We start from the raw sequence: 21,514 nt of genomic DNA, 5'->3' as shown, positions 1-21,514 counted from the left end.
AATATTCTTAAATTGGTATTTGGTTTTATCATAAATAATTGTACTTTTGCAACCCCTTTATTGGGGATGGAATGTTTAATTAAAATAAATTATTGTGAACACATTAAGCTACAAGACAGTTTCAGCCAACAAAGCTACCGCAGATAAGCGGTGGATTGTTGTAGATGCTGAGGGTCATAACTTAGGTCGTTTTGCATCGAAAGTAGCCATGCTATTAAGAGGTAAATACAAGCCTAATTATACCCCGCACGTTGATTGTGGTGATAACGTAATTGTTATCAACGCAGAAAAAATCAACCTGACTGGTAACAAGTTGGATGACAAAACGTACATCCGTCACACAGGTTACCCAGGTGGACAAAGAAGCCTAACGGCTAAAGTATTGCAACAAAAAAACCCTGCAACTTTAGTAGAAAAGGCTGTAAAAGGAATGTTGCCTAAAAACAAATTAGGTGCCGAATTATTCCGAAATTTAAATGTAAATGTTGGTATTGAGCACAAACATGGAGCTCAACAACCAAAAACCGTTAACTTAAACGATCTAAAGTAATGGGAGTTATTCACAAAATCGGTAGAAGAAAATGTGCTGTGGCACGTGTGTATGTTTCAGAAGGAACAGGAAAAATCACCGTAAACAAAAGAGAATTTGAAAACTACTTCCCTACTGCTACTTTACAGTACAAAGTATTGCAACCAATGTCTATGACAGAAAATGCAACCAACTTTGACGTAAAAGTAAATGTACAAGGTGGTGGTTCAACAGGACAAGCAGAAGCTGTGAGAATGGCTATTGCAAGAGCAATGTGTGAAGTGCAAGCTGAAAACAGAGCTATCTTGAAACCAGAAGGATTGCTAACAAGAGATCCAAGAATGGTAGAACGTAAGAAATTTGGACAGAAAAAAGCTCGAAAGAGATTCCAATTCTCTAAACGTTAATACTGAACTTGTATCAGTAGCCGCAGCTTAATTCGCTGTAAAAATTTAAAATTATTATTAAAAAAGTTATTGTTGTTATTATTCCGATGCGATCGGAAAATTAGTTTAGCATCTAAATGGGTTGAAAATAGGTTAGAAGGTTAAGAGGTTAAAAGGTTAAGAGGTTGAATCCTCAAACACATAAACTTTTAAACACATAAACTCTCAAACTTTTAAACACATAAACTTAAAACACATTGCTAATCAACAGAACGTAAACTAGTACAAAAATGGCAAACAAAGTTGAAGTTAAAGACTTACTAGAGGCTGGTGTTCATTTTGGACACATGACTCGTAAATGGGATCCTAACATGGCTCCTTACATTTATATGGAACGTAATGGTATTCATATCATTAACCTATATAAAACTGCTGCTAAAATTGAAGAGGCTAATGAAGCCTTGAAAAAAATTGCAGCATCTGGTAGAAAAGTACTTTTCGTAGCTACCAAAAAACAAGCAAAAGATATCGTAGCCGAAAAAGCTGCTGCCGCGAACATGCCATATATAACGGAAAGATGGCCTGGTGGTATGTTAACTAACTTCGTGACTATCCGTAAAGCCGTGAAAAAAATGGCTTCTATTGATAGAATGAAGAAAGATGGCACTTTTAATACACTTTCAAAGAAAGAACGTTTACAAGTAGATCGTCTTCGTGCAAAACTAGAGAAGAACTTAGGTTCTATCGCTGACATGTCTCGATTACCTGCTGCATTATTTGTAGTAGATATCAAAGCTGAACATATCGCAGTAAAAGAAGCACAAAAATTAAACATTCCAGTTTTCGCTATGGTGGATACAAACTCTGACCCACGTCAGGTTGAATATGTAATTCCAGCTAACGATGATGCTTCTAAATCAATTGATAAAATTTTATCTTTAGTAACCGGTGCTATCATAGAGGGTCTTTCTGAAAGAGGATCTGAAAAAGATGGCGATGCAGTTGTAACTGAAGATGCAGTGGAAGAAGTAGTAGCAACAGCTGCTCCAGCAGTGGAAGTAGAAGAAGCTAAAACAACTTCAGAAGAATAAATAGTATAAATTCCAATAGGAAAAATTCCAAGTTCCAAAAAATTATCTCTCCAAAAATTGATGATTTAATAAAATTGGAATTTGGGATTTGATTATTGGAATTTGTTTTTTTACAAAAAAATTTAAAACTTAAAAATAGATACAAAATGGCAACAATTACTGCTGCAGACGTAAATAAATTAAGACAAACTACAGGTGCCGGAATGATGGACTGTAAAAAAGCTTTGATTGAAGCTGAAGGAGATTTCGATAAAGCTATACAAAACCTTAGAGAAAAAGGGCAAAAAGTTGCTGCTAACCGTTCTGACCGTGAGTCTAGTGAAGGAGCTGCTGTTTCTTTTGTAAATGCTGACAAAACTAAAGGAGCTATCATTACTTTAAACTGCGAAACAGATTTCGTAGGTAAAAATGAAACTTTTGTAACTTTAGCTAAACTATTAGTTGAAAAAGCTATCAACTTCTCTTCTAAAGAAGAATTTTTAGCTTCAGATTTCAACGGAATTACTGTTGCTGAAAAATTAATCGAGCAAACTGGTGTTATCGGTGAAAAAATCGAAATCGGTGGTTTTGAAATTTTAGAAGGTGCTTTCGTTGGATCTTATGTTCACGTTAACAAAATTGCTGCATTAACTGCAATTTCTGAACCAATTTCTAATGGTGACGTTTTAACTAAAGACATCTCTATGCAAGTTGCTTCAATGGGAGCTGATACATTATCTTACAAAGATTTTGATCATGCTTTCGTTGCTTCTGAACTTGCTGCTCGTATTGCTATAATCGAAAAAGAAAATGAAGAAGCAAAACGTTTAGGAAAGACTTTAAAAAATGTTCCTAAATATATTTCTTTCTCTCAATTAACTGAAGAAGTTATCAAACAAGCTGAAGAAGATGCTAAAGCTGAATTAAAAGCTGAAGGCAAACCAGAACAAATTTGGGATAAAATTATTCCAGGAAAAATTCAACGTTTCATCTCTGATAATACTACTTTAGACCAAGAGAAAGCCTTATTAGATCAAAACTTTATCAAAGACGATAGCAAAAAAGTTAGCGATTACGTTAAAGGATTCAACGTTGAAATTACAGGATTCAAAAGAGTTGCTTTAGGGTAATCTTATTCTGAATTTGTTTCAGAATCTTAAAAATATAAAAACCCATCTCTTTCGAAATGGGTTTTTTATTTGAAAAGACTAAGTCTCAATACTAATATCTGTAATATTCCGGCTTGTATGGTCCTTGAACATCCACTCCAATATAAGCAGCTTGCTCTTCATTTAATGTTTCTAGTTCAATGCCTAATTTAGCCAAGTGTAAAGCAGCTACTTTTTCATCTAAGTGTTTAGGTAACATATACACTTCGTTTTTGTAATTAGATGAATTATTCCATAACTCAATTTGAGCTAGGGTTTGGTTTGTAAATGAATTACTCATCACAAAACTTGGGTGACCTGTCGCACAACCTAAGTTTACTAAACGACCTTCAGCTAATATAATAATATCTTTTCCGTTGATGGTGTATTTGTCTACTTGTGGTTTAATTTCAATTTTAGAAGTTCCATGTTTTGAGTTTAACCAAGCCATATCAATTTCGTTATCAAAGTGTCCGATGTTACAAACAATTGTTTTGTCTTTCATTTGTTCAAAGTGAGAACCTACAACGATATCTTTATTTCCGGTAGTTGTGATGATGATGTCAGCAGTACCTACTACAGTATTTAATTTTTTTACTTCAAAACCATCCATGGCAGCCTGTAATGCACAAATTGGGTCAATTTCGGTAACCGTAACAATTGATCCGGCACCTCTAAAAGAAGCCGCTGTTCCTTTACCAACATCACCATACCCACAAACAATTACTCTTTTACCGGCCAACATAATATCTGTTGCACGACGAACAGCATCAACAGCCGATTCTTTACAGCCGTATTTGTTGTCAAATTTAGATTTAGTAACAGAGTCATTTACATTGATGGCTGGCATATACAAAGTACCATTTTTCATTCTTTCATACAAACGATGAACGCCTGTAGTAGTTTCTTCTGAAAGTCCTTTAATTCCGGGAATTAATTCCGGGTAACGATCAAAAACCATATTGGTTAAATCACCACCATCGTCTAAAATCATATTCAATGGTTTTCTGTATTCACCAAAGAATAAAGTTTGTTCAATACACCAATCAAAATCTTCTTCATTTAATCCTTTCCAAGCATATACTTGAATTCCGGCAGCAGCGATTGCAGCCGCTGCTTGGTCTTGTGTAGAGAAAATGTTACAAGAACTCCAAGTCACTTCTGCTCCTAAAGCAATTAATGTTTCAATTAAAACTGCCGTTTGAATGGTCATGTGTAAACATCCGGCAATACGGGCACCTTTTAAAGGTTGGCTATTGCCATATTCTTCACGAAGAGCCATTAAACCTGGCATTTCTGCTTCGGCCAATTCAATTTCTTTTCTTCCCCAAGCGGCCAAAGAAATATCTTTCACTTTGAACGCAACATAAGGTAATGTTTGTGTATTCATTTATAAAATAGTTATATTAGCTAAAAATTTTTGCAAACTTACGCATTTAGATAAGATTTTAAAAACCTTTTTAGGTTTTTTGTGATTTGTTTAATACGCTAAAGTTTTGAAATACAAATTGATATCTTTTTAAGAACCATGCCTTTTTATAAAAAAATAAACGTTGATTCAAAAACAGTTGTTTTTGTATGGAAAATCTCAGAATCTTATAATGAATTATTCCACTCTGTTTCATTGAAAGACAATTCGTTAGCACGCATGGAAGGAATGAAATCAGAAAGCCATCAGAAAGGTTTTTTGGCGGTTCGAATGTTATTGCAACAAGCAGGTTATACCGATTTTGATTTATATTATGATGAATTTGGAAAACCGCATATAAAAGATGGTAAACATATTTCGATCTCTCATTCATTTGATTTTTCCGTTATTGTTTTATCAGAAAGAAATATTGGAATCGATTTAGAATTGCGTCGGGATTTAGTCAAAAAAATTGCCCGAAAATTTGCAGCCGAGAAATTTGTATATGAATCAGAGCATAATTCCGATGATTTTATTCGCAAATTAACCGTTATTTGGGGAGTGAAAGAAGCCGTTTTTAAAGTAAGAAATGAAATAGGAATTAGTTTTAAAGAGCATATTTTTGTTCGCCAGTTTGAAATGGATGATAAACAAACAACAAGTTTATTAGATTTTAATGACACAAAACAAGAATTTGAAGTTTTCTTTACAGAAATTGAATCTTATACTTTAGTTTGGCTTTGGGAAACTGAAAAATGAAAAAAATATACCAAGAAATAGTACAAGCTAAAATTGACAATCGAAAGCTTTTAGCCATTTTACTTGATCCGGATAAAGTAGATTTTGATGGTTTATTGTTGTTGACAGATAAAATTAAAACGTCTCCGGCAACTCATATTTTTGTTGGAGGTAGTATTGTAGAAACCAATAAAATTGACTTATTAATTCAATTCTTAAAAGATAATTTAACGATTCCTATTTTGCTTTTTCCCGGGAATCCATCTCAGATTTCAACTTATGCGGATGGAATATTGTTTTTAAGTTTACTTTCAGGAAGAAATCCTGTTTTTTTAATTGATCATCATGTAAAAGCTGTTCCAAAATTAAAAAACACATCATTAGAAATTATACCAACAGGTTATCTTCTCATTGAAAGTGGAAGTCAAACGGCGGTTGAACGGGTAAGTCAAACGGAACCGTTAGACAGAAATAATAGTAGTTATGTTTGTCAAACGGCTATGGCAGGGCAGTTTTTAGGTAATAAATTGATTTATTTAGAAGCTGGAAGTGGAGCTAAATTAGCCATTCCGTTAGAAATGATTCACGAAGTTTCAAAAGGTCTTTCGATTCCATTGATAGTAGGAGGAGGCATTCGAACGCTTAAAGGAATTAAACAAGCCTACGATGCCGGAGCAGACTTGGTTGTGATAGGTACTGCTTTTGAAAATGATGTAACTTTCTTTGAAAATGATTGATTTTCTTTTTTCTCAATATAAAACATACTCAAGTTTTCATATTTTTTTGGAAATTGTAGCAGTACTTTTTGGTTTAGCTAGTGTTTGGTATGCTAAAAAAGATAACATTTTAGTATTCCCAACCGGAATTATTAGCACGACAATCTTTATATATTTGCTTTGGAAATGGTCTTTGTTAGGGGATATGTCTATCAATGTTTACTATTCTATTATGAGTATTTACGGTTGGTATCATTGGACTCGAATAAAAAATAATCAAACGGTGTTTCCAATTGCCAAAATTTCAGAAAATGAAAAGAAATGGGCAATTATTATTTTTATAGTTACATCGATTGGGGTTATTTTAATCTATCAGTTTTTTGATAAATTTACACAATGGACAGCCTACGTTGATACTTTAACAACAGGACTTTTTTTTGTTGGCATGTGGCTCATGGCTAAACGAAAAATTGAACATTGGATTTTTTGGATAATTGGTGATATCATTTCAATTCCTTTGTATTTTTGTAAAGGTTATACATTTACGAGTTTACAATATTTAATTTTCACAATCATTGCCTTTTATGGCTATATCGAATGGAAGAAAATCTTAAACAGCAATACACAAGCATAATTAAAATTGCTATTTACGGACCGGAAAGTACGGGAAAAACAACCTTAGCAAAACAACTTGCTGAGCATTTTAATACCATATGGATACCGGAATTTGCAAGAGATTATCTTCAGGATAAATGGAATAAAACGAAACAGATTTGTCAACAAGAGGATTTGTTACCCATTGCTATTGGTCAAACAAAACTTGAAAATGAAGGATTGCAAAATGCAAATGAACTATTATTTTCTGATACAAACTTGATGGTGACTAAAGTTTTTTCGGACATCTATTATGGAAATACAAATCCGATATTACTAAAGGCGGCAAAAAAGCATAAATATGATTTGTTTATATTAACGGATATTGATGTTCCATGGGAAAAAGACGATTTACGTGACAGACCGGATAATAGAGAAGATACATTTAAACTTTTTGAAGATGCTTTAATTCAATACAATAAACCGTTTATTAAAATTTCTGGATCTAAAGAAAAGAGATTTCAAAAAGCTAAGTTATTAATCAATGATTTTTTAGAGGCAAAAGGTAGAGGATTTAATTCTTTTGATTTTATACAATTTTATCAGCGAAATGTAGAATTAGATAAAGTAAAAAATCAAATTCATTTTTTAACAGCAGGAATACCTAGAATTGATTTAGATAGAATAGCCAAAATAGATGATGGAATTGAACAGATGAGCAAAGAAGAGGCGATTTATTATGCTAATTTTTTTGAAAACAAAAAAAATCAGTTAAAACTCAAAAAGTTTGTTCCTGCTTCCGGTGCAGCCAGTAGAATGTTTAAATTTTTGATTGATTTTTTACATGATTTTAAATTAGGGGAGGAATCAATCAATGCTTATATCAATAGAAAAAAAGCAAAAAATTTATCACTTTTTTTAATTGGGATAGAAAAATTACCGTTTTATGAAAAGATTTTATCACGAGTAAAAATTATTTTTCCTGAATATGAAAGCTGGGGTTATGACAGTAAGATGTTTGCCTTCATTAAAATTATGTTGGCTAAAAACGAATTTGATTTTGCTAATAAACCTAAAGGCGTGTTACCTTTTCACAAATATAAATCACATTGTGCAACTCCTATTGAAGAGCACTTGAACGAAGCAGTTTATTATGCTGCTTCCAATCAAAAAGCACATTTACATTTTACCGTTTCAGAAGAGCATCAAGAGGATTTTGAAAAAATTGTTGAATCAATAAAACCTAAAATTGAGAACCAATTTCAAACAGAAATAAACGTAAGCTATTCCTACCAAAATAAAGCTACCGATAGTATAGCATTAGATATGGAGAACAATTTATTTCGTGATGATAATGACTTATTAGTTTTCAGACCGGGTGGACATGGAGCTTTAATAGAAAATTTAAATCGTTTAGATGCTGATATAATTTTTATTAAAAATATTGATAATGTTATCCAAAACCACATTGATGAAATTGCATTATACAAAAAAGCATTAGCGGGGATTTTATTAGATAAACAGCAACAAATATTCCTGTATCTTTCTCAATTAGATACAGATAAGGTGGATAAAGTTTTTTTAGATGATGTGGTTACTTTTATTCAAACAAAACTCCATTTTGAAGTTGTAGAAGATTTTTCAAAATATACTAAAGAAAGTAAAATTGACTATTTGAAAAATTATTTAAATCGTCCTATACGAGTATGTGGAATGGTAAAAAACGAAGGAGAACCCGGAGGTGGACCTTTTTGGGTATGCGATAAAAAAGGCCTTGTTTTTTTACAAATAGTTGAAACAACTCAAATTGATGAGACGGATGCAACACAAGTTAAAATTCTAGAAAGTTCAACCCATTTTAATCCGGTCGACTTAGTATGCGGAATTCGAAATTATAGGGGAGTCAACTTTGATTTAAACGAATTTGTTGACCATAATAGCGGATTTGTTGTTCATAAAAACAAGGGTGGAAAAGAGTTAAAAGCCTACGAACTTCCCGGACTATGGAATGGTGCAATGGCAAAATGGCTTACCGTTTTTGTAGAGGTTCCGTTAATTACTTTTAATCCGGTAAAAACAGTAAATGATTTACTTAAAACAGCTCATCAGCCAAAGTAATGGATAGTGTTAAAATTATAGCGGAACTAAATTTTAAAGCAGTTAGAAGTAGTGGAGCAGGTGGTCAAAATGTGAATAAAGTTTCTTCTAAAGTAGTTTTGTCTTTTGATTTGTTTAACTCACAATGTTTAACTGATGATGAAAAAAAAGTACTTTCTGAGAAATTAAAAGCGAAACTAACATCAGCAGGGGTGTTAATTTTAAATTGCGATGAAGATCGTAGCCAACTCAAAAACAAAGAAATCATCACAAAAAGGTTTTTAAAACTAATTCAAAACGCTTTGATTATTCCGAAAAAAAGAAAGCCAACAAAAATTCCACCTTCCGTTATAGAAAAGCGGATTAAAGCAAAACGCACTATATCGGAAATAAAACAAAATCGGAAAAGACCGGATGTTTAAAAAGGTGATGAGTTAATGGAAATAGAAAAAAGGTAAAGTGAATTCTAATTTTTAGTATTGAAATTGTTTTACTAAATTTGCCTTGTCTCAAAGGGGTGCTTATATCCTGAACTAAATTCAGGACAAACGAGCTGAGATCATACCCAACGAACCTAGAACAGGTAATGCTGTTTAGGGAAATGACAAAAAACAAAAGTGCACGTTTGTTTGGCTGTCAAGAGTATCAATTTTAATTTTTAACCAAGAATAATTACCCCTTTTATTCGTAAACATTTTACGAATGAAAACTTTATTCAACAAATTTTATCTTAAAGGCACAAAGTCGTTTAGTAGGTGCTTTTTTTCCAGCTCACTTCTGTTTTCTTTTTCCGGATTTTCACAAGAAACGGTAAATGATACAACTAAAACAAAAGATATTTCACTTGATGAGGTTTTAGTATCAGCCGTTCGAGTAACAGCACAAACTCCGGTAACATTTTCTAATCTTCGAAAAGAAGAATTCCAATCCAGGAATTTGGGACAGGATATTCCACTCTTGATGAATTATCTACCTTCGGTTGTTACAACTACCGATGCCGGAGCAGGTGTGGGTTATACCGGAATTCGGGTTAGGGGTTCTGATGCGACACGGGTGAATGTAACAATCAATGGAATACCTTACAATGATTCCGAAAGCCAAGGAACTTTTTGGGTAAACATGCCCGATTTTGCGAGTTCAACCGAAAGTTTACAACTACAACGCGGTGTTGGCACTTCCACAAATGGAGCAGGAGCTTTTGGAGCAAGTTTGAACCTATTGACCGATACTTATTCAAAAGTAGTAAACGGTGAAATTTCAAATTCCTTTGGTAGTTTTAACACTCGAAAACATACCGTGAAGTTCAGTACCGGTTTGATGAATGAGCAGTTTGAAATTGCGGGACGCTTATCTGCTATCAATTCCGATGGGTATATAGACAGAGCTTCATCTGATTTGAAATCGTATTTTTTGCAAGGAGCTTATGTAGGCAAATCGACTTTAATCAAAGGTTTGGTGTTTGGAGGCATTCAAAAAACCTATCAAGCTTGGTACGGTTTGGAAGATCCCGAAAAACTTGAAAATGATCGAACGTTTAATGTTGCCGGAATGTACTTTGACGAAAATGGGAAAATGAAATTTTATGACAACGAGACCGATAATTACCAACAAGATCATTACCAATTGCATTGGAACGAGCGTTGGGGCGAACATTGGAACAGTAACTTTGCTTTGCATTATACCATAGGAAAAGGCTATTTTGAACAATACAAAGAAGATGAAGACTTTTCAGATTATAGTTTAGAACCCATTGTTTTAGGTGGAGAGACAATTGATGTGACTGATTTAATTCGCAGACGTTGGTTGGATAATGATTTTTACGGAACTACTTTCTCTGTAAATTATTGCAAAGATAAAGTAGATGTAATTATTGGTGGTGGAGCAAATAAATATGAAGGAGCTCATTTTGGTGAAATTATTTGGGCTCAATATGCTTCTCAAAGCGAAATTAGAGATCGTTATTACGACGATTTTTCTACAAAAACAGATGTGAATGTTTTTGCAAAAATCAATTATCAATTGAAGCAGAAGTGGCGTTTGTTTGGAGATATTCAATACAGAAATGTAGGTTTCAAAGCCAATGGAGCAGACACAGGCTTGGTAAACGACACGTTTAATTTTTTAAATCCAAAAGCTGGAATTACTTATATTTTGAACACAACCAACAATTTTTATTTTTCATATGCTAAAGCTAATCGGGAACCCAACCGAAACGACTACGAAAACGGAAATCCCAAACCTGAAAAACTGGATGATTTTGAATTGGGTTGGCGTATCTCCACCGAAAAAACAAAACTGAATGTCAATGGTTATTACATGAAATACAAAGATCAATTGGTTTTAACTGGCGAATTAAACGATGTGGGTGCTCCTGTTAGAGCCAACAGTGGCGATAGTTACCGCCTTGGACTGGAAGTTGCTGCCACTTTTAAACTTACCAACAAGTGGTTTTTGCAACCAAATGTAACGTTGAGTCAAAATAAAAATCAAGATTTTGTATTTCAACGGGACGGAGTTTTTGAAGATTTAGGAACCACAAATATTGCTTTTTCACCCGATTTAATTGTGGCAAACAGATTGGTGTTTATGCCTATTCAAAATTTTCAAGTTTCACTTTTGTCAAAATTTGTGGGCGAACAATATATGGGAAATATTGATGCAGAAAGTTCAAAATTAGACAGTTATTTTGTAAACGATCTGAATGCGTCGTATGAAATTGTAACTAAAAAAGTATTCAAATCCATAAGAATTGATGTCTTGGTAAATAATATCTTCAATTTGGAGTATGAAAGTAATGGGTATTTCTACACCTTTGATGATGATTTTTCCAATCCGGGAACTGTCGCAACTACAGAAGGTGTCGGTTTTTACCCGCAAGCTGGGATAAACTTATTAGTAGGAATAACACTTTTATTTTAAGGTTTAATAGTCAAAAATAGTTGGTAAAATAGCTGTTAGATATTATAAAATATGACGTTTCCAAAAGTTTATTGAAATTCGTTTCAATAAAATTTTTTTATTTATGAAAATCTCAAAAAAAAGCGATGTCCAACCTGCAAAAGTCTTCAAACTATTAAATGGGTATCCAACAAAATAGACAACGATTTAAGTTTAAAGATTGTGGACAATTGTTTACAGCCAGTAATAAATCTGTTTCGGATTCTAACAGAGAAATTTGGTTTAAGAATTGGGTAATTGGTAAAGACACTTTTGATAAAATTTCACTTGAATCCGGATATAGCAAAAGCACTTTGCAACGCTATTTTTATAAAATGCTAAGTAAGGCACCTATTCTAGAGTTCAGTCCCACTGACCAGATATATTTGGTACTGGATGGGACCTATTCCCCCAATGATATTTGTTTGGTAGTATATAGGAACTTTCATTTAAAGCTAACACAGTTTTACAGAATGACTGATGGCGAGCATTTTGAAGAAATTGCTGAAGGCTTGCAGAACCTATTAATCTTGGTCTTAAAATAAAAAGCATAACTTCTGATGGCGATAAATCTGCTATAAAAGCCATTAAAAAAGTCTGTCCGAAAGTGCCTTTTCAAAGATGTTTGGTTCATATCTCAAGAATGTGTAGAATATGGCTTACAGCAAATCCAAAGCACAAATCAGGTTTTGAGCTCAAACAAATTGCAGCTAAAATACATCATGTAGATTCAGAGTATAAAAGACAATTGTGGCTTATTGAGCTGATGCAATGGGAGGAAACTTATCGGTATTTCATTAATCAAAAATCATATAATATCGAAACAGGCAGGTATTAGTACACTCACAAAATGGTTAGAAGATCATTTATGGTAATCAAAAAAGCATTGCCTAATATGTTTCTATATTTAAAAGATGAAAAAATACCAAACTCGACCAACTCTTTAGAATCATTTTTTGGACATCTAAAAGGAAACTTAAATGTACATCGAGGACTAAGCTTAAAAAACAGGAAGAACTTTTTAAAATGGTATTTATATTATAAAAATCAAATCAACAATTAGGTTTTTTTAGCCATAAAACATAACAAAAATGTAATAAAAAAGGCAGTTTTTACACTGCCTCATTTTTCGTATATGTGTCAAACTTATTGCTAATTGGTTGCTCCTCAGCAGAGCCAATGTCCTCTTCAGTTTGATGCGGTAATTTAATGAATCATATTTAAAAAACCACCAACTATTTTTGACCACATTGCCTATTTTAAACAAATAGCATAAAAAAATCCTGACTGTCACAATTGGAATTTTCTTATTTATTCCGGATCGTTCATTTTAAAACTTTCCATAAATTTTGTGGTATAGTTTCCAGAAACATAATCCGGTTCATCCATTAATTGGCGGTGAAAAGGAATAGTTGTTTTAATTCCTTCGATATAAAACTCATCTAAGGCCCGTTTCATTTTACTGATTGCTTCTTCTCTCGTTTGAGCAGTAGTTATCAATTTAGCAATCATTGAATCGTAATTAGGCGGAATACTATATCCTGCATAAACGTGTGTATCTAAACGAACTCCGTGACCTCCTGGTGCATGTAGTACGGTAATTTTACCCGGTGAAGGTCTAAAATCATTATATGGATCTTCCGCATTAATACGACATTCGATGGAGTGCAATTGTGGTAAATAATTTTTACCTGAAATTGGCACACCGGCAGCCACTAATATTTGTTCGCGGATCAAATCGTAATCAATTACCTGTTCCGTAATAGGATGTTCCACTTGAATACGGGTATTCATTTCCATGAAATAGAAGTTTCTGTTTTTATCAACCAAAAACTCAACTGTTCCAGCACCTTCATATTTAATGAATTCAGCCGCTCTAACGGCAGCTTCACCCATTTTTTCACGCAATTCGTCCGTCATGAATGGTGAAGGAGTTTCCTCCGTTAATTTTTGATGACGACGTTGTACCGAACAATCTCTTTCCGAAAGGTGACATGCTTTTCCATAAGCATCACCAACAACCTGAATTTCTATATGACGTGGCTCTTCAATTAATTTCTCCATATACATTCCGTCATTACCGAATGCAGCAGCTGATTCCTGACGAGCACTTTCCCATGCTTTTTGAAGTTCTTCTGCTTTCCAAACTGCACGCATTCCCTTTCCGCCGCCTCCGGCAGTTGCTTTAAGCATGACAGGATAACCCATGTCTTTAGCTATTTGAGCAGCTTGTTCAAAAGACTCCAACAAACCTTCAGAACCAGGTACACAAGGAACTCCAGCCGCTTTCATGGTTGCTTTTGCCGAAGCTTTGTCTCCCATTCTGTCAATCATTTCAGGAGAAGCTCCAATAAATTTTATGCCATGTTCTTGGCAAATTTTAGAAAACTTAGCATTTTCAGATAAGAAACCATAACCGGGGTGAATAGCATCAGCATTTGTAATTTCAGCCGCCGCTATAATATTTGACATTTTTAAGTAAGACAAATTACTTGGCGGTGGACCAATACAAACCGCTTCATCTGCAAACTTTACATGCAGGCTTTCTGCATCTGCTGTAGAATAAACCGCTACGGTTTTGATACCCATTTCTTTACAGGTTCTAATTACACGGAGTGCAATTTCTCCTCGATTGGCAATTAATATTTTTTTAAACATAGATTTTAATTTGAAAATTAAACAATTTAGCTTCGCTCAGTTCGGCTTAGCTTCGAGTGAAAATTTGAAAATGAATTCAAATGATTACATTTTTTCAAATTAAGACGGATCTACTAAAAATAAAGGTTGGTCAAACTCAACCGGTGACATATCATCAACTAAAATTTTGATGACTTTTCCTGAAACTTCTGATTCAATTTCGTTAAATAATTTCATAGCTTCAATTACACAAACGGGATCTCCTTTAGAAATTGTAGCACCTACTTCCACGAATGGAGCTTTGTCTGGAGCCGGTTTTCTGTATAAAGTTCCAATCATCGGTGATTTAATTGTAATGAATTTTGAATTATCATCAACTGCCGGTGCAGCTACCGGAGAAACCGGTTGAGGCATTTGATGTTGAGGCATCATCTGTTGCATTGGTTGTGCAGCAGGATAATGTTGGAAATAAGAAGCTTCAGCGGCACCGGCTTCAGTAGTTTTGATGGTGATTTTAAAATCATCCATTTCTAATTTTACTTCAGTAGCTCCTGATTTGGCTACAAACTTGATTAGGTTTTGAATTTCTCTAATATCCATGATGTTATTGATTTATTTTAGTTTTGTTTATTTTTTATCGTAAGCCCATTTCAGATAGATTGCACCCCAAGTGAATCCTCCTCCAAAAGCTGCAAAAATTAAATTATCTCCTTTTTTTAATTTAGTTTCATAATCACTTAACAACAAAGGAAGCGTTGCGGAAGTTGTGTTTCCATAACGTTCTATATTTATTAAGACTTTGCTTTCGTCTAATCCCATTCTACTGGATGTTGCATCAATAATCCGCTTATTAGCCTGATGAGCAATCAACCAATTCACATCGTCATTCGATAAATTATTACGTTGCATAATTTTTTCACTTACATCTGCCATACCTGAAACAGCATATTTGAAAACTGTTTTACCGTCTTGAAAAACAAAATGTTGTTTGTTATCTAATGTTTCCTGAGAAGTTGGAAGAATAGAACCTCCAGCTTCAATCTTTAAAAACTCTCTTCCAATACCATCACTTCGCAAGAACTCATCTTGTAGACCGAGATCTTCATAATTAGGTTCAAATAAAATTGCCCCGGCACCATCTCCAAAAATAATGCAGGTTGCTCTGTCAGTGTAATCTATAATTGAAGACATTTTATCTGCTCCAATCAACAAAACTTTTTTATATCTACCCGATTCAATGTAAGCTGCAGCATTTGACATTCCATAAAGAAAACTGGAGCAAGCGGCTTGTAAATCATAGGCAAAAGCATTCACTGCTCCAATTTGACTGGCTACATAAACTCCTGTGGAAGCCACTGGCATATCCGGTGTGGCTGTAGCCATAATTACTAAATCAATTTCTTCCGGATTGATGTTGTTTTTCTCAAATAAATTTTGAGCAGCTTTTATAGCAAGAAAAGAAGTTCCTTTACCTTCTTCTTTTAATAATCGTCTTTCTTTAATTCCTGTTCTGGAAGTTATCCATTCGTCATTTGTATCAACCAATGTTTCCAACACTTTATTTGACAACACAAAATCAGGAACATAAGCACCCACTGCGGTTATGGCGGCTGTTATTTTACTCATAGGGTTTGCTGGTTTTTCTTTTCCTTTATAGGTTAAAAAGAGGGGGAAAATTACAAAAAAAAATCTAAACTCAATCGATTTCTAATCGCTTATTTCTTTAAAATATAGGTATAACAAAAAAACTCTCAACAAGTGAGAGTTTATTTTTAAACAATAAAAAAAATACTAAGCAATAGCTTCGGTTTTGTCAATAACAACTTGACCTCTGTAGTACATTTTTCCTTCATGCCAGTAAGCTCTGTGGTATAAATGTGCCTCCCCTGTTATCGGGCAAGTTGCGATTTGAGCAACAGTTGCTTTATAATGAGTTCTTCTTTTGTCTCTTCTGGTTTTCGAGGTCTTTCTCTTTGGATGTGCCATTTTACTATATTATTTATCCGTTAATAGTTTTTTTAATTGATCCCAACGGGGGTCTGTCTCTCCTGTTTTCTTTTCTACTTTTTTTTCTTTGACTGTCAATTCTTGAAGTTTATCAATAGCTTCTGATTGTAATGTTCCGTTTTTTAAACCGGGATGAACTCTTTTTAAAGGAATTGACAATACAATCATTTCATAAATGTATTGTGAAATATCGACTTGATGTTCCCCATGAGGTAAAATCAACAATTCTTCATTTTCATCATTGAAAGCATCTCCAAACTGAACAATCAATTTGATTTTGCCTTTAATTGGTAAATCAAACGGTTCACTTGTCAAATCACAAGGAACATTTACGGTTCCTTTATGTTTAAAATGCAACTCTATCATGGTTGTTTTTTTTTCTAAAACAACCGTTGTTTTGATATCACAACTTTCAAAATCATCATATTCGAAGCGATCAAAGAACGTTTTATCTATTTGATAGTCAAATTGATGTTTTCCTAGCTTTAATCCGATAAACGGAATTAAAAATTCATTAGATACTTTCATCTCAGCAACAATTTGTCCCAAAAATTGGGTTTGCAAAGATATAAAATTATCGCAAATCCAATACGGTTATAAACATTTTTTTGTTTAAAACTGTTTTTCTTTTGTTTTAAGCGGTTTTTCCGTTATTTGAGCATACTCCATTCTGGATTTATAAATGTCCAATGCCAAATAAACTGCCTCTTTAAACGAATTGAAATCAGCTTGATTTTTTCCGGCAATTTCAAATGCCGTTCCGTGATCCGGAGATGTTCGTATTTTATTTAATCCTGCTGTATAATTCACTCCGTTTCCAAAAGATAATGTTTTAAAAGGGATTAACCCTTGGTCGTGGTAACATGCAATTACCGCATCAAATTTTTCCTGTGAATTGTTTCCAAAAAAACTATCTGCAGCATACGGCCCAAAAACAAATGTCCCTTCATCAAATAACTTCTTTATAGTTGGCCTGATTACTTCATCGTCTTCTTTTCCAATTACACCATGGTCACCACAATGAGGATTAAGTCCTAAAACAGCAATTTTTGGTTTGCTGATTTTAAAATCCTGCATTAATGATTGTTTAACTGTCGCTATTTTTTGTCTGATTAATTTTTCTGTTAAATATTTTGAAACTTCCGTGACAGGAATATGGTCTGTAAACAAACCTACTCGTAAGGAGTCATTAACCATTAACATCAATGCATCGCCTTCTAATTCCTGATTAAGATAATCGGTATGCCCCGGAAATTTAAATTCTTCTGATTGGATATTATATTTATTGATTGGAGCTGTTACTAAAATATCTATTTCTCCCTCTTTTAAAGCTTTAGTCGCGGCCACAAAAGATTTTACGGCAAAACCGCCTACTATATCATCCGCTACTCCATATTCTAAATTAAAACTGTCTCTCCATAAATTAAATACATTTATTTTTCCTGGGACAATTTGATCTAATTTGTCAATTCCGTGCAGTAAAGCCGTTGATTCAAAACTTTTTTTAAGAAAAGACAACATCCTAACATTAGCAAAAATAACGGGAGTACAAAGCTCCAACATCCTTGGATCTTCGAAGGTTTTGAGCACTACTTCGCTTCCAATTCCGTTTAAATCTCCAATTGAAATTCCTACCAGAATATTTTCTGCTTTTTTCACCATGGCTTCAAGATATTTATTGCTACTTTTGAAGTGCAAATTTAAGAAAATAAAACGCAAATGTTTACAGGAATTATAGAAACTCTTGGAATCATCAAAGATATTCAAAAAGACAGCGATAATCTTCATGTATTAGTATCTTCTTCGATAACTTCAGAACTTAAAATTGATCAAAGTTTAGCTCATAATGGAATTTGTTTGACTGTTGTTGCCATAAAAAATGACATTTATACAGTTACAGCCATCAAAGAAACCATTGACAAAACAACCATTGGAAATTGGCAAATAGGTGATTTAATCAATTTGGAAAGAGCGATGAAACTGGATGCCCGATTAGATGGACACCTTGTTCAAGGGCATGCTGATCAAATTGGTATTTGCAATGCCGTTAAAGAATCTAACGGGAGTTGGTATTTTACTTTTGAATATGACAATGAACCAAACAACATCACTATTGAAAAAGGCTCTATCACGGTGAATGGTGTAAGTTTAACGGTGGTTAATTCCAAGCAAAACGAATTTAGTGTTGCTATAATTCCATATACTTTTCAACATACTAATTTTCAGACTTTTAAAGTTGGCACTAAAATAAACCTAGAATTTGATGTAATTGGTAAATATGTTGCTCGATTATTTGAGTATAAAAAATAATTAGTTTTTCATGTCTATAAAAAACTCCGAATTACTTCGGAGTTTTTTTTATCGTTTGTTTATTGTTGATTTTGTAAAAAGCAAATACTAGACCAACGACTAACAGCAAGTAAATCGAATTATCGATTGGTGTACCTGGCGGAGGCGGAGTTGGTGGAGGCGGATTATTTGAGCTCTGAGCTAATGTTGTTGCATTAGATAGTATCAAAATAAAACCACCCAATATATTTATAAACTTGTTTGGGACAATTCTCATAGGGTGTAAAAGTAAATAAATTTATTCTTTAACAAAATATTTAGGCAAATAAAGTAAAAATCTCTTTAAAACAAAAACTAAGTTGTTATTTTTTTCTATACTTCCTTTTAAAATGGTAAATCGTCGGCAAAAATACATCTTTTTTGACAACTTCCTATATTTCAAAATTATATTAACGAAAAATATTCTATTTTGGTTTAACTTTCCTTAAAATAATTTATTGAAATAAAAAAAACCTCCCGATTTGAAAGGTTTTTTGTGGTCCCACTTGGGCTCGAACCAAGGACCACCTGATTATGAGTCAGGTGCTCTAACCAACTGAGCTATAGGACCGGTTTAGAGAGTGCAATATTACTACTATTTTTGATTTACTCAAAATATAAATTATATTTATTGATTCCTTTTAGTCAACTCTTTTTAATTATGCCTCAATTATCTGATTTAGAATTACTCAAAAAGTCATTACTTTTGCTGAAAATTGCAGCATGCGAAAAATATACTACTTCAAAACTTGTGATACTTGCAAAAGAATCATTAAATCATTGCCCAACACCGATGGTTTCGTTTTTCAAGACATCAAAGAAGAACCCATCACTGTTAAACAATTGGAGGAAATGCATGCTTTGTCAGGCAATTATGAACAGCTATTTGGCAAAAGAGCCAAATTGTATAAAGAAATGGGTTTAAAAGATGAAAAGCTCACCGAATCCGATTTCAAGCGATACATTTTAGAACATTATACTTTTTTAAATCGTCCAGTGATTGTCATTGCTAACAACATTTTTATTGGAAATAGTCCCAAAGTCGTTCAAGCTGCTATTGATTTTTTGAACAATGAATAAAAGAACTTGGGCACTTTTAGCAGCTACCATGGTATCTGTTATTTATGGCGTTACTTTTACTATCGCCAAAGATGTTATGCCTCAATATATTGAACCTTTTGGATTTATTGTACTTCGAGTAGGAGGTTCCGTCATTCTTTTTTGGATTGTATCTCTTTTTATCCCTAAAGAAAAAATTGATTTAGCCGATTTTCCACGAATTATTGCTGCCGCACTTTTTGGTGTTGCATTAAATATGCTGACCTTCTTTAAAGGACTAAGCTATACTTCACCCATTATGGGAGCTGTTTTAATGGTGACCACTCCCATGATTGTATTGATTCTCTCCGCTTTTATCATGCGGGAACGAATGAAAAAAAGAAAAGTTTTGGGAATTGTACTTGGTTTGGCAGGAACTATATCCTTAATTCTATATGGCAAATCGATGATTAATGCTCCGAATGAAATGTTAGGCAATTTACTCGTTTTTATCAACGCTGTTTCCTACGGTTTTTACCTCATTTTGGTTAAAAAATTAATGGATAAATACAATGCCTTTACATTCGTAAAATGGATTTATACCTTTGGATTTATCATGGTATTGCCTTTTGGATGGAGTGAATTTGACGCCATCATCTGGGAAAATTTCAACACTTCTATTTGGTGGAAAGTTTTTTTTGTGGTGGTATTTTCAACTTTTCTCACTTATTTGCTCAATTTGGTTTCTATGCGTGAATTAAAACCAACCACCGTTGCAGTATTTATTTATCTGCAACCTTTATTTGCTACCATTTTTGCAATCAGTTTAGGAAAAGACGACCTTAGTTGGGTAAAAATAGGTTCTGCGGTTTTAATTTTTACCGGCGTTTATTTGGTAACGCAAAAGAAAAGTGTTCAGTAAGCAGTAATTAGTTTTCAGTAATCACTAGAACTGAACACTTTTCGCCTGAACACTGACCACTTTTTATTATCTTTGAACACATTTTTTACAACTTTATGATACAATCAATGACCGGTTTTGGGAAGTCTACCTTACAACTTTCCAACAAAAAAATTACTGTTGAAGTGAAATCTCTAAACAGCAAAGGTTTGGATTTGAATGTGCGAATGCCTTCTGTTTATCGTGAAATGGAATTGGGTTTACGAAATGTAATTGCCCAAAAATTGGTACGCGGTAAAATTGATTTCTCCATTTACATTGAGGTAACCGGCGAAGAAACTTCTTCAAAAATTAATGTGCCTATTGTAAAAGGTTACATTAATCAAATGAAAGCAGTTATTCCGAATGCAAATGAAACCGAATTGATGAAAATGGCTGTTCGAATGCCTGATGCGTTAAAAACAGAACGCGATGAAATTGATGAAAACGAATGGAATGAAATCATGAAAGTGGTTGAGGAAGCGTTGAAAAACATCGCTTCTTTCAGAATAGATGAAGGCAAATCATTGGAAATTGAATTCGTTTCCCGAATTGAAAATATTCGCACCTATATGAATCAAGCGGTAGGAATGGATACGGATCGAATTGAAACCGTAAAAAATCGCTTGCGAACCGCTTTAGATGAATTGGAAGCTAATGTGGATGAAAACCGTTTTGAACAAGAATTGATTTTCTATCTTGAAAAATATGACATTACCGAAGAACGCGTTCGTTTAGAAAATCATTTGAATTATTTTATCGAAACCATAGCTGGAACAGAAGCCAATGGAAGAAAGCTAGGTTTTATTACCCAAGAAATCGGTCGTGAAATCAATACGATGGGTTCTAAATCCAATCATTCAGAAATGCAAAAATTGGTCGTGATGATGAAGGATGAATTGGAGAAAATTAAGGAACAGGTTTTGAATGTTTTATAAAGA

The 21,514-nt window shown here is 33.6% G+C and carries 22 protein-coding genes and 1 tRNA gene; 15 read left to right on the top strand and 8 right to left on the bottom strand.

What is annotated here, in order from left to right:
- Nucleotides 1-94: 94 nt before the first annotated feature.
- From rplM to tsf, 4 genes are all read left to right on the top strand, one after another.
- Nucleotides 95-550 carry a 50S ribosomal protein L13 gene (gene rplM, locus ACIQ2Z_RS03100; RefSeq protein WP_396182702.1) on the top strand — a complete coding sequence of 152 codons (456 nt, stop codon included), beginning with the start codon at nucleotides 95-97 and terminating at the stop codon, nucleotides 548-550.
- Complete coding sequence (gene rpsI, locus ACIQ2Z_RS03095; RefSeq protein WP_396182701.1) at nucleotides 550-936, top strand: 30S ribosomal protein S9; 387 nt, start codon at nucleotides 550-552, stop codon at nucleotides 934-936. The genes rplM and rpsI overlap by 1 nt, the downstream gene beginning before the upstream one ends.
- Before the next feature lie 269 nt (nucleotides 937-1,205).
- Nucleotides 1,206-2,006 carry a 30S ribosomal protein S2 gene (gene rpsB, locus ACIQ2Z_RS03090; protein ID WP_396182700.1) on the top strand — a complete coding sequence of 267 codons (801 nt, stop codon included), beginning with the start codon at nucleotides 1,206-1,208 and terminating at the stop codon, nucleotides 2,004-2,006.
- 146 nt (nucleotides 2,007-2,152) lie between these two features.
- Nucleotides 2,153-3,115 carry a translation elongation factor Ts gene (gene tsf, locus ACIQ2Z_RS03085; RefSeq protein WP_396182699.1) on the top strand — a complete coding sequence of 321 codons (963 nt, stop codon included), beginning with the start codon at nucleotides 2,153-2,155 and terminating at the stop codon, nucleotides 3,113-3,115.
- Between the two features lie 91 nt (nucleotides 3,116-3,206).
- On the opposite strand, the gene ahcY is transcribed toward tsf, so the two are convergent.
- Nucleotides 3,207-4,523 carry an adenosylhomocysteinase gene (gene ahcY, locus ACIQ2Z_RS03080; protein ID WP_396182698.1) on the bottom strand — a complete coding sequence of 439 codons (1,317 nt, stop codon included), beginning with the start codon at nucleotides 4,521-4,523 and terminating at the stop codon, nucleotides 3,207-3,209.
- A gap of 138 nt (nucleotides 4,524-4,661) precedes the next feature.
- Here ahcY and ACIQ2Z_RS03075 point away from each other — a divergent pair, with 138 nt between their 5' ends.
- From ACIQ2Z_RS03075 to ACIQ2Z_RS03045, 7 genes are all read left to right on the top strand, one after another.
- Nucleotides 4,662-5,300 (top strand): 4'-phosphopantetheinyl transferase family protein, encoded by a 639-nt coding sequence (locus ACIQ2Z_RS03075; protein WP_396182697.1) that lies wholly within the window; start codon nucleotides 4,662-4,664, stop codon nucleotides 5,298-5,300.
- Nucleotides 5,297-6,016, top strand: coding sequence for a geranylgeranylglyceryl/heptaprenylglyceryl phosphate synthase (locus ACIQ2Z_RS03070; protein ID WP_396182696.1), 720 nt, complete (start codon nucleotides 5,297-5,299; stop codon nucleotides 6,014-6,016). Before ACIQ2Z_RS03075 ends, ACIQ2Z_RS03070 begins: the two co-directional genes overlap by 4 nt.
- Nucleotides 6,009-6,629: a nicotinamide riboside transporter PnuC gene (pnuC, locus tag ACIQ2Z_RS03065; protein ID WP_396182695.1), complete on the top strand. Its 621-nt coding sequence runs from the start codon at nucleotides 6,009-6,011 to the stop codon at nucleotides 6,627-6,629. The genes ACIQ2Z_RS03070 and pnuC overlap by 8 nt, the downstream gene beginning before the upstream one ends.
- Nucleotides 6,593-8,707, top strand: a complete 2,115-nt coding sequence (locus ACIQ2Z_RS03060) for a DUF4301 family protein (protein WP_396182694.1) — start codon at nucleotides 6,593-6,595, stop codon at nucleotides 8,705-8,707. The genes pnuC and ACIQ2Z_RS03060 overlap by 37 nt, the downstream gene beginning before the upstream one ends.
- Nucleotides 8,707-9,108: an alternative ribosome rescue aminoacyl-tRNA hydrolase ArfB gene (gene arfB, locus ACIQ2Z_RS03055; protein ID WP_396182693.1), complete on the top strand. Its 402-nt coding sequence runs from the start codon at nucleotides 8,707-8,709 to the stop codon at nucleotides 9,106-9,108. The genes ACIQ2Z_RS03060 and arfB overlap by 1 nt, the downstream gene beginning before the upstream one ends.
- 280 nt (nucleotides 9,109-9,388) lie before the next feature.
- Entirely contained in the window at nucleotides 9,389-11,605 is a 2,217-nt protein-coding gene (locus tag ACIQ2Z_RS03050) for a TonB-dependent receptor (protein ID WP_396182692.1), read from the top strand.
- A 158-nt stretch (nucleotides 11,606-11,763) separates the two neighbouring features.
- Nucleotides 11,764-12,168: a hypothetical protein gene (locus ACIQ2Z_RS03045; protein WP_396182691.1), complete on the top strand. Its 405-nt coding sequence runs from the start codon at nucleotides 11,764-11,766 to the stop codon at nucleotides 12,166-12,168.
- A 766-nt stretch (nucleotides 12,169-12,934) separates the two neighbouring features.
- Here ACIQ2Z_RS03045 and accC read toward each other — a convergent pair.
- The 6 genes from accC to pdxA all read right to left on the bottom strand — a co-directional run bounded on the left by accC (nucleotide 12,935) and on the right by pdxA (nucleotide 17,929).
- On the bottom strand, nucleotides 12,935-14,281 hold the full coding sequence (gene accC / locus ACIQ2Z_RS03040) for an acetyl-CoA carboxylase biotin carboxylase subunit (RefSeq protein ID WP_396182690.1): 1,347 nt from the start codon (nucleotides 14,279-14,281) through the stop codon (nucleotides 12,935-12,937).
- Between the two features lie 99 nt (nucleotides 14,282-14,380).
- A complete protein-coding gene (gene accB, locus ACIQ2Z_RS03035; RefSeq protein WP_396182689.1) occupies nucleotides 14,381-14,860 on the bottom strand; it encodes an acetyl-CoA carboxylase biotin carboxyl carrier protein in 480 nt (159 codons plus the stop codon).
- Between the two features lie 27 nt (nucleotides 14,861-14,887).
- Nucleotides 14,888-15,886 carry a beta-ketoacyl-ACP synthase III gene (locus tag ACIQ2Z_RS03030; protein ID WP_396182688.1) on the bottom strand — a complete coding sequence of 333 codons (999 nt, stop codon included), beginning with the start codon at nucleotides 15,884-15,886 and terminating at the stop codon, nucleotides 14,888-14,890.
- A 165-nt stretch (nucleotides 15,887-16,051) separates the two neighbouring features.
- A complete protein-coding gene (gene rpmF, locus ACIQ2Z_RS03025; RefSeq protein ID WP_396182687.1) occupies nucleotides 16,052-16,246 on the bottom strand; it encodes a 50S ribosomal protein L32 in 195 nt (64 codons plus the stop codon).
- A 9-nt stretch (nucleotides 16,247-16,255) separates the two neighbouring features.
- Nucleotides 16,256-16,795 (bottom strand): YceD family protein, encoded by a 540-nt coding sequence (locus ACIQ2Z_RS03020; RefSeq protein ID WP_396182718.1) that lies wholly within the window; start codon nucleotides 16,793-16,795, stop codon nucleotides 16,256-16,258.
- An 84-nt stretch (nucleotides 16,796-16,879) separates the two neighbouring features.
- Nucleotides 16,880-17,929, bottom strand: a complete 1,050-nt coding sequence (gene pdxA / locus ACIQ2Z_RS03015; protein ID WP_396182686.1) for a 4-hydroxythreonine-4-phosphate dehydrogenase PdxA — start codon at nucleotides 17,927-17,929, stop codon at nucleotides 16,880-16,882.
- Between the two features lie 57 nt (nucleotides 17,930-17,986).
- Here pdxA and ACIQ2Z_RS03010 point away from each other — a divergent pair, with 57 nt between their 5' ends.
- On the top strand, nucleotides 17,987-18,577 hold the full coding sequence (locus ACIQ2Z_RS03010; RefSeq protein WP_396182685.1) for a riboflavin synthase: 591 nt from the start codon (nucleotides 17,987-17,989) through the stop codon (nucleotides 18,575-18,577).
- A gap of 515 nt (nucleotides 18,578-19,092) precedes the next feature.
- Here the strand turns inward: ACIQ2Z_RS03010 and ACIQ2Z_RS03005 are convergent.
- A tRNA-Ile gene (locus ACIQ2Z_RS03005) sits at nucleotides 19,093-19,166 on the bottom strand.
- Between the two features lie 152 nt (nucleotides 19,167-19,318).
- Between ACIQ2Z_RS03005 and ACIQ2Z_RS03000 the strand changes: the two genes are divergently transcribed.
- From ACIQ2Z_RS03000 to ACIQ2Z_RS02990, 3 genes are all read left to right on the top strand, one after another.
- The gene (locus tag ACIQ2Z_RS03000) at nucleotides 19,319-19,675 is read left to right on the top strand and encodes an arsenate reductase family protein (RefSeq protein ID WP_396182684.1); all 357 of its coding nucleotides are present in this window, start codon (nucleotides 19,319-19,321) and stop codon (nucleotides 19,673-19,675) included.
- Entirely contained in the window at nucleotides 19,668-20,555 is an 888-nt protein-coding gene (locus ACIQ2Z_RS02995; RefSeq protein WP_396182683.1) for a DMT family transporter, read from the top strand. Before ACIQ2Z_RS03000 ends, ACIQ2Z_RS02995 begins: the two co-directional genes overlap by 8 nt.
- Before the next feature lie 95 nt (nucleotides 20,556-20,650).
- Nucleotides 20,651-21,511, top strand: a complete 861-nt coding sequence (locus ACIQ2Z_RS02990; RefSeq protein ID WP_396182682.1) for a YicC/YloC family endoribonuclease — start codon at nucleotides 20,651-20,653, stop codon at nucleotides 21,509-21,511.
- The last annotated feature ends 3 nt before the right edge of the window (nucleotides 21,512-21,514 follow it).

It is taken from the genome of Flavobacterium sp. (genome assembly GCF_044361015.1).
GTDB lineage: Bacteria > Bacteroidota > Bacteroidia > Flavobacteriales > Flavobacteriaceae > Flavobacterium.
This window is presented reverse-complemented; position numbering and strand designations above follow the sequence as displayed.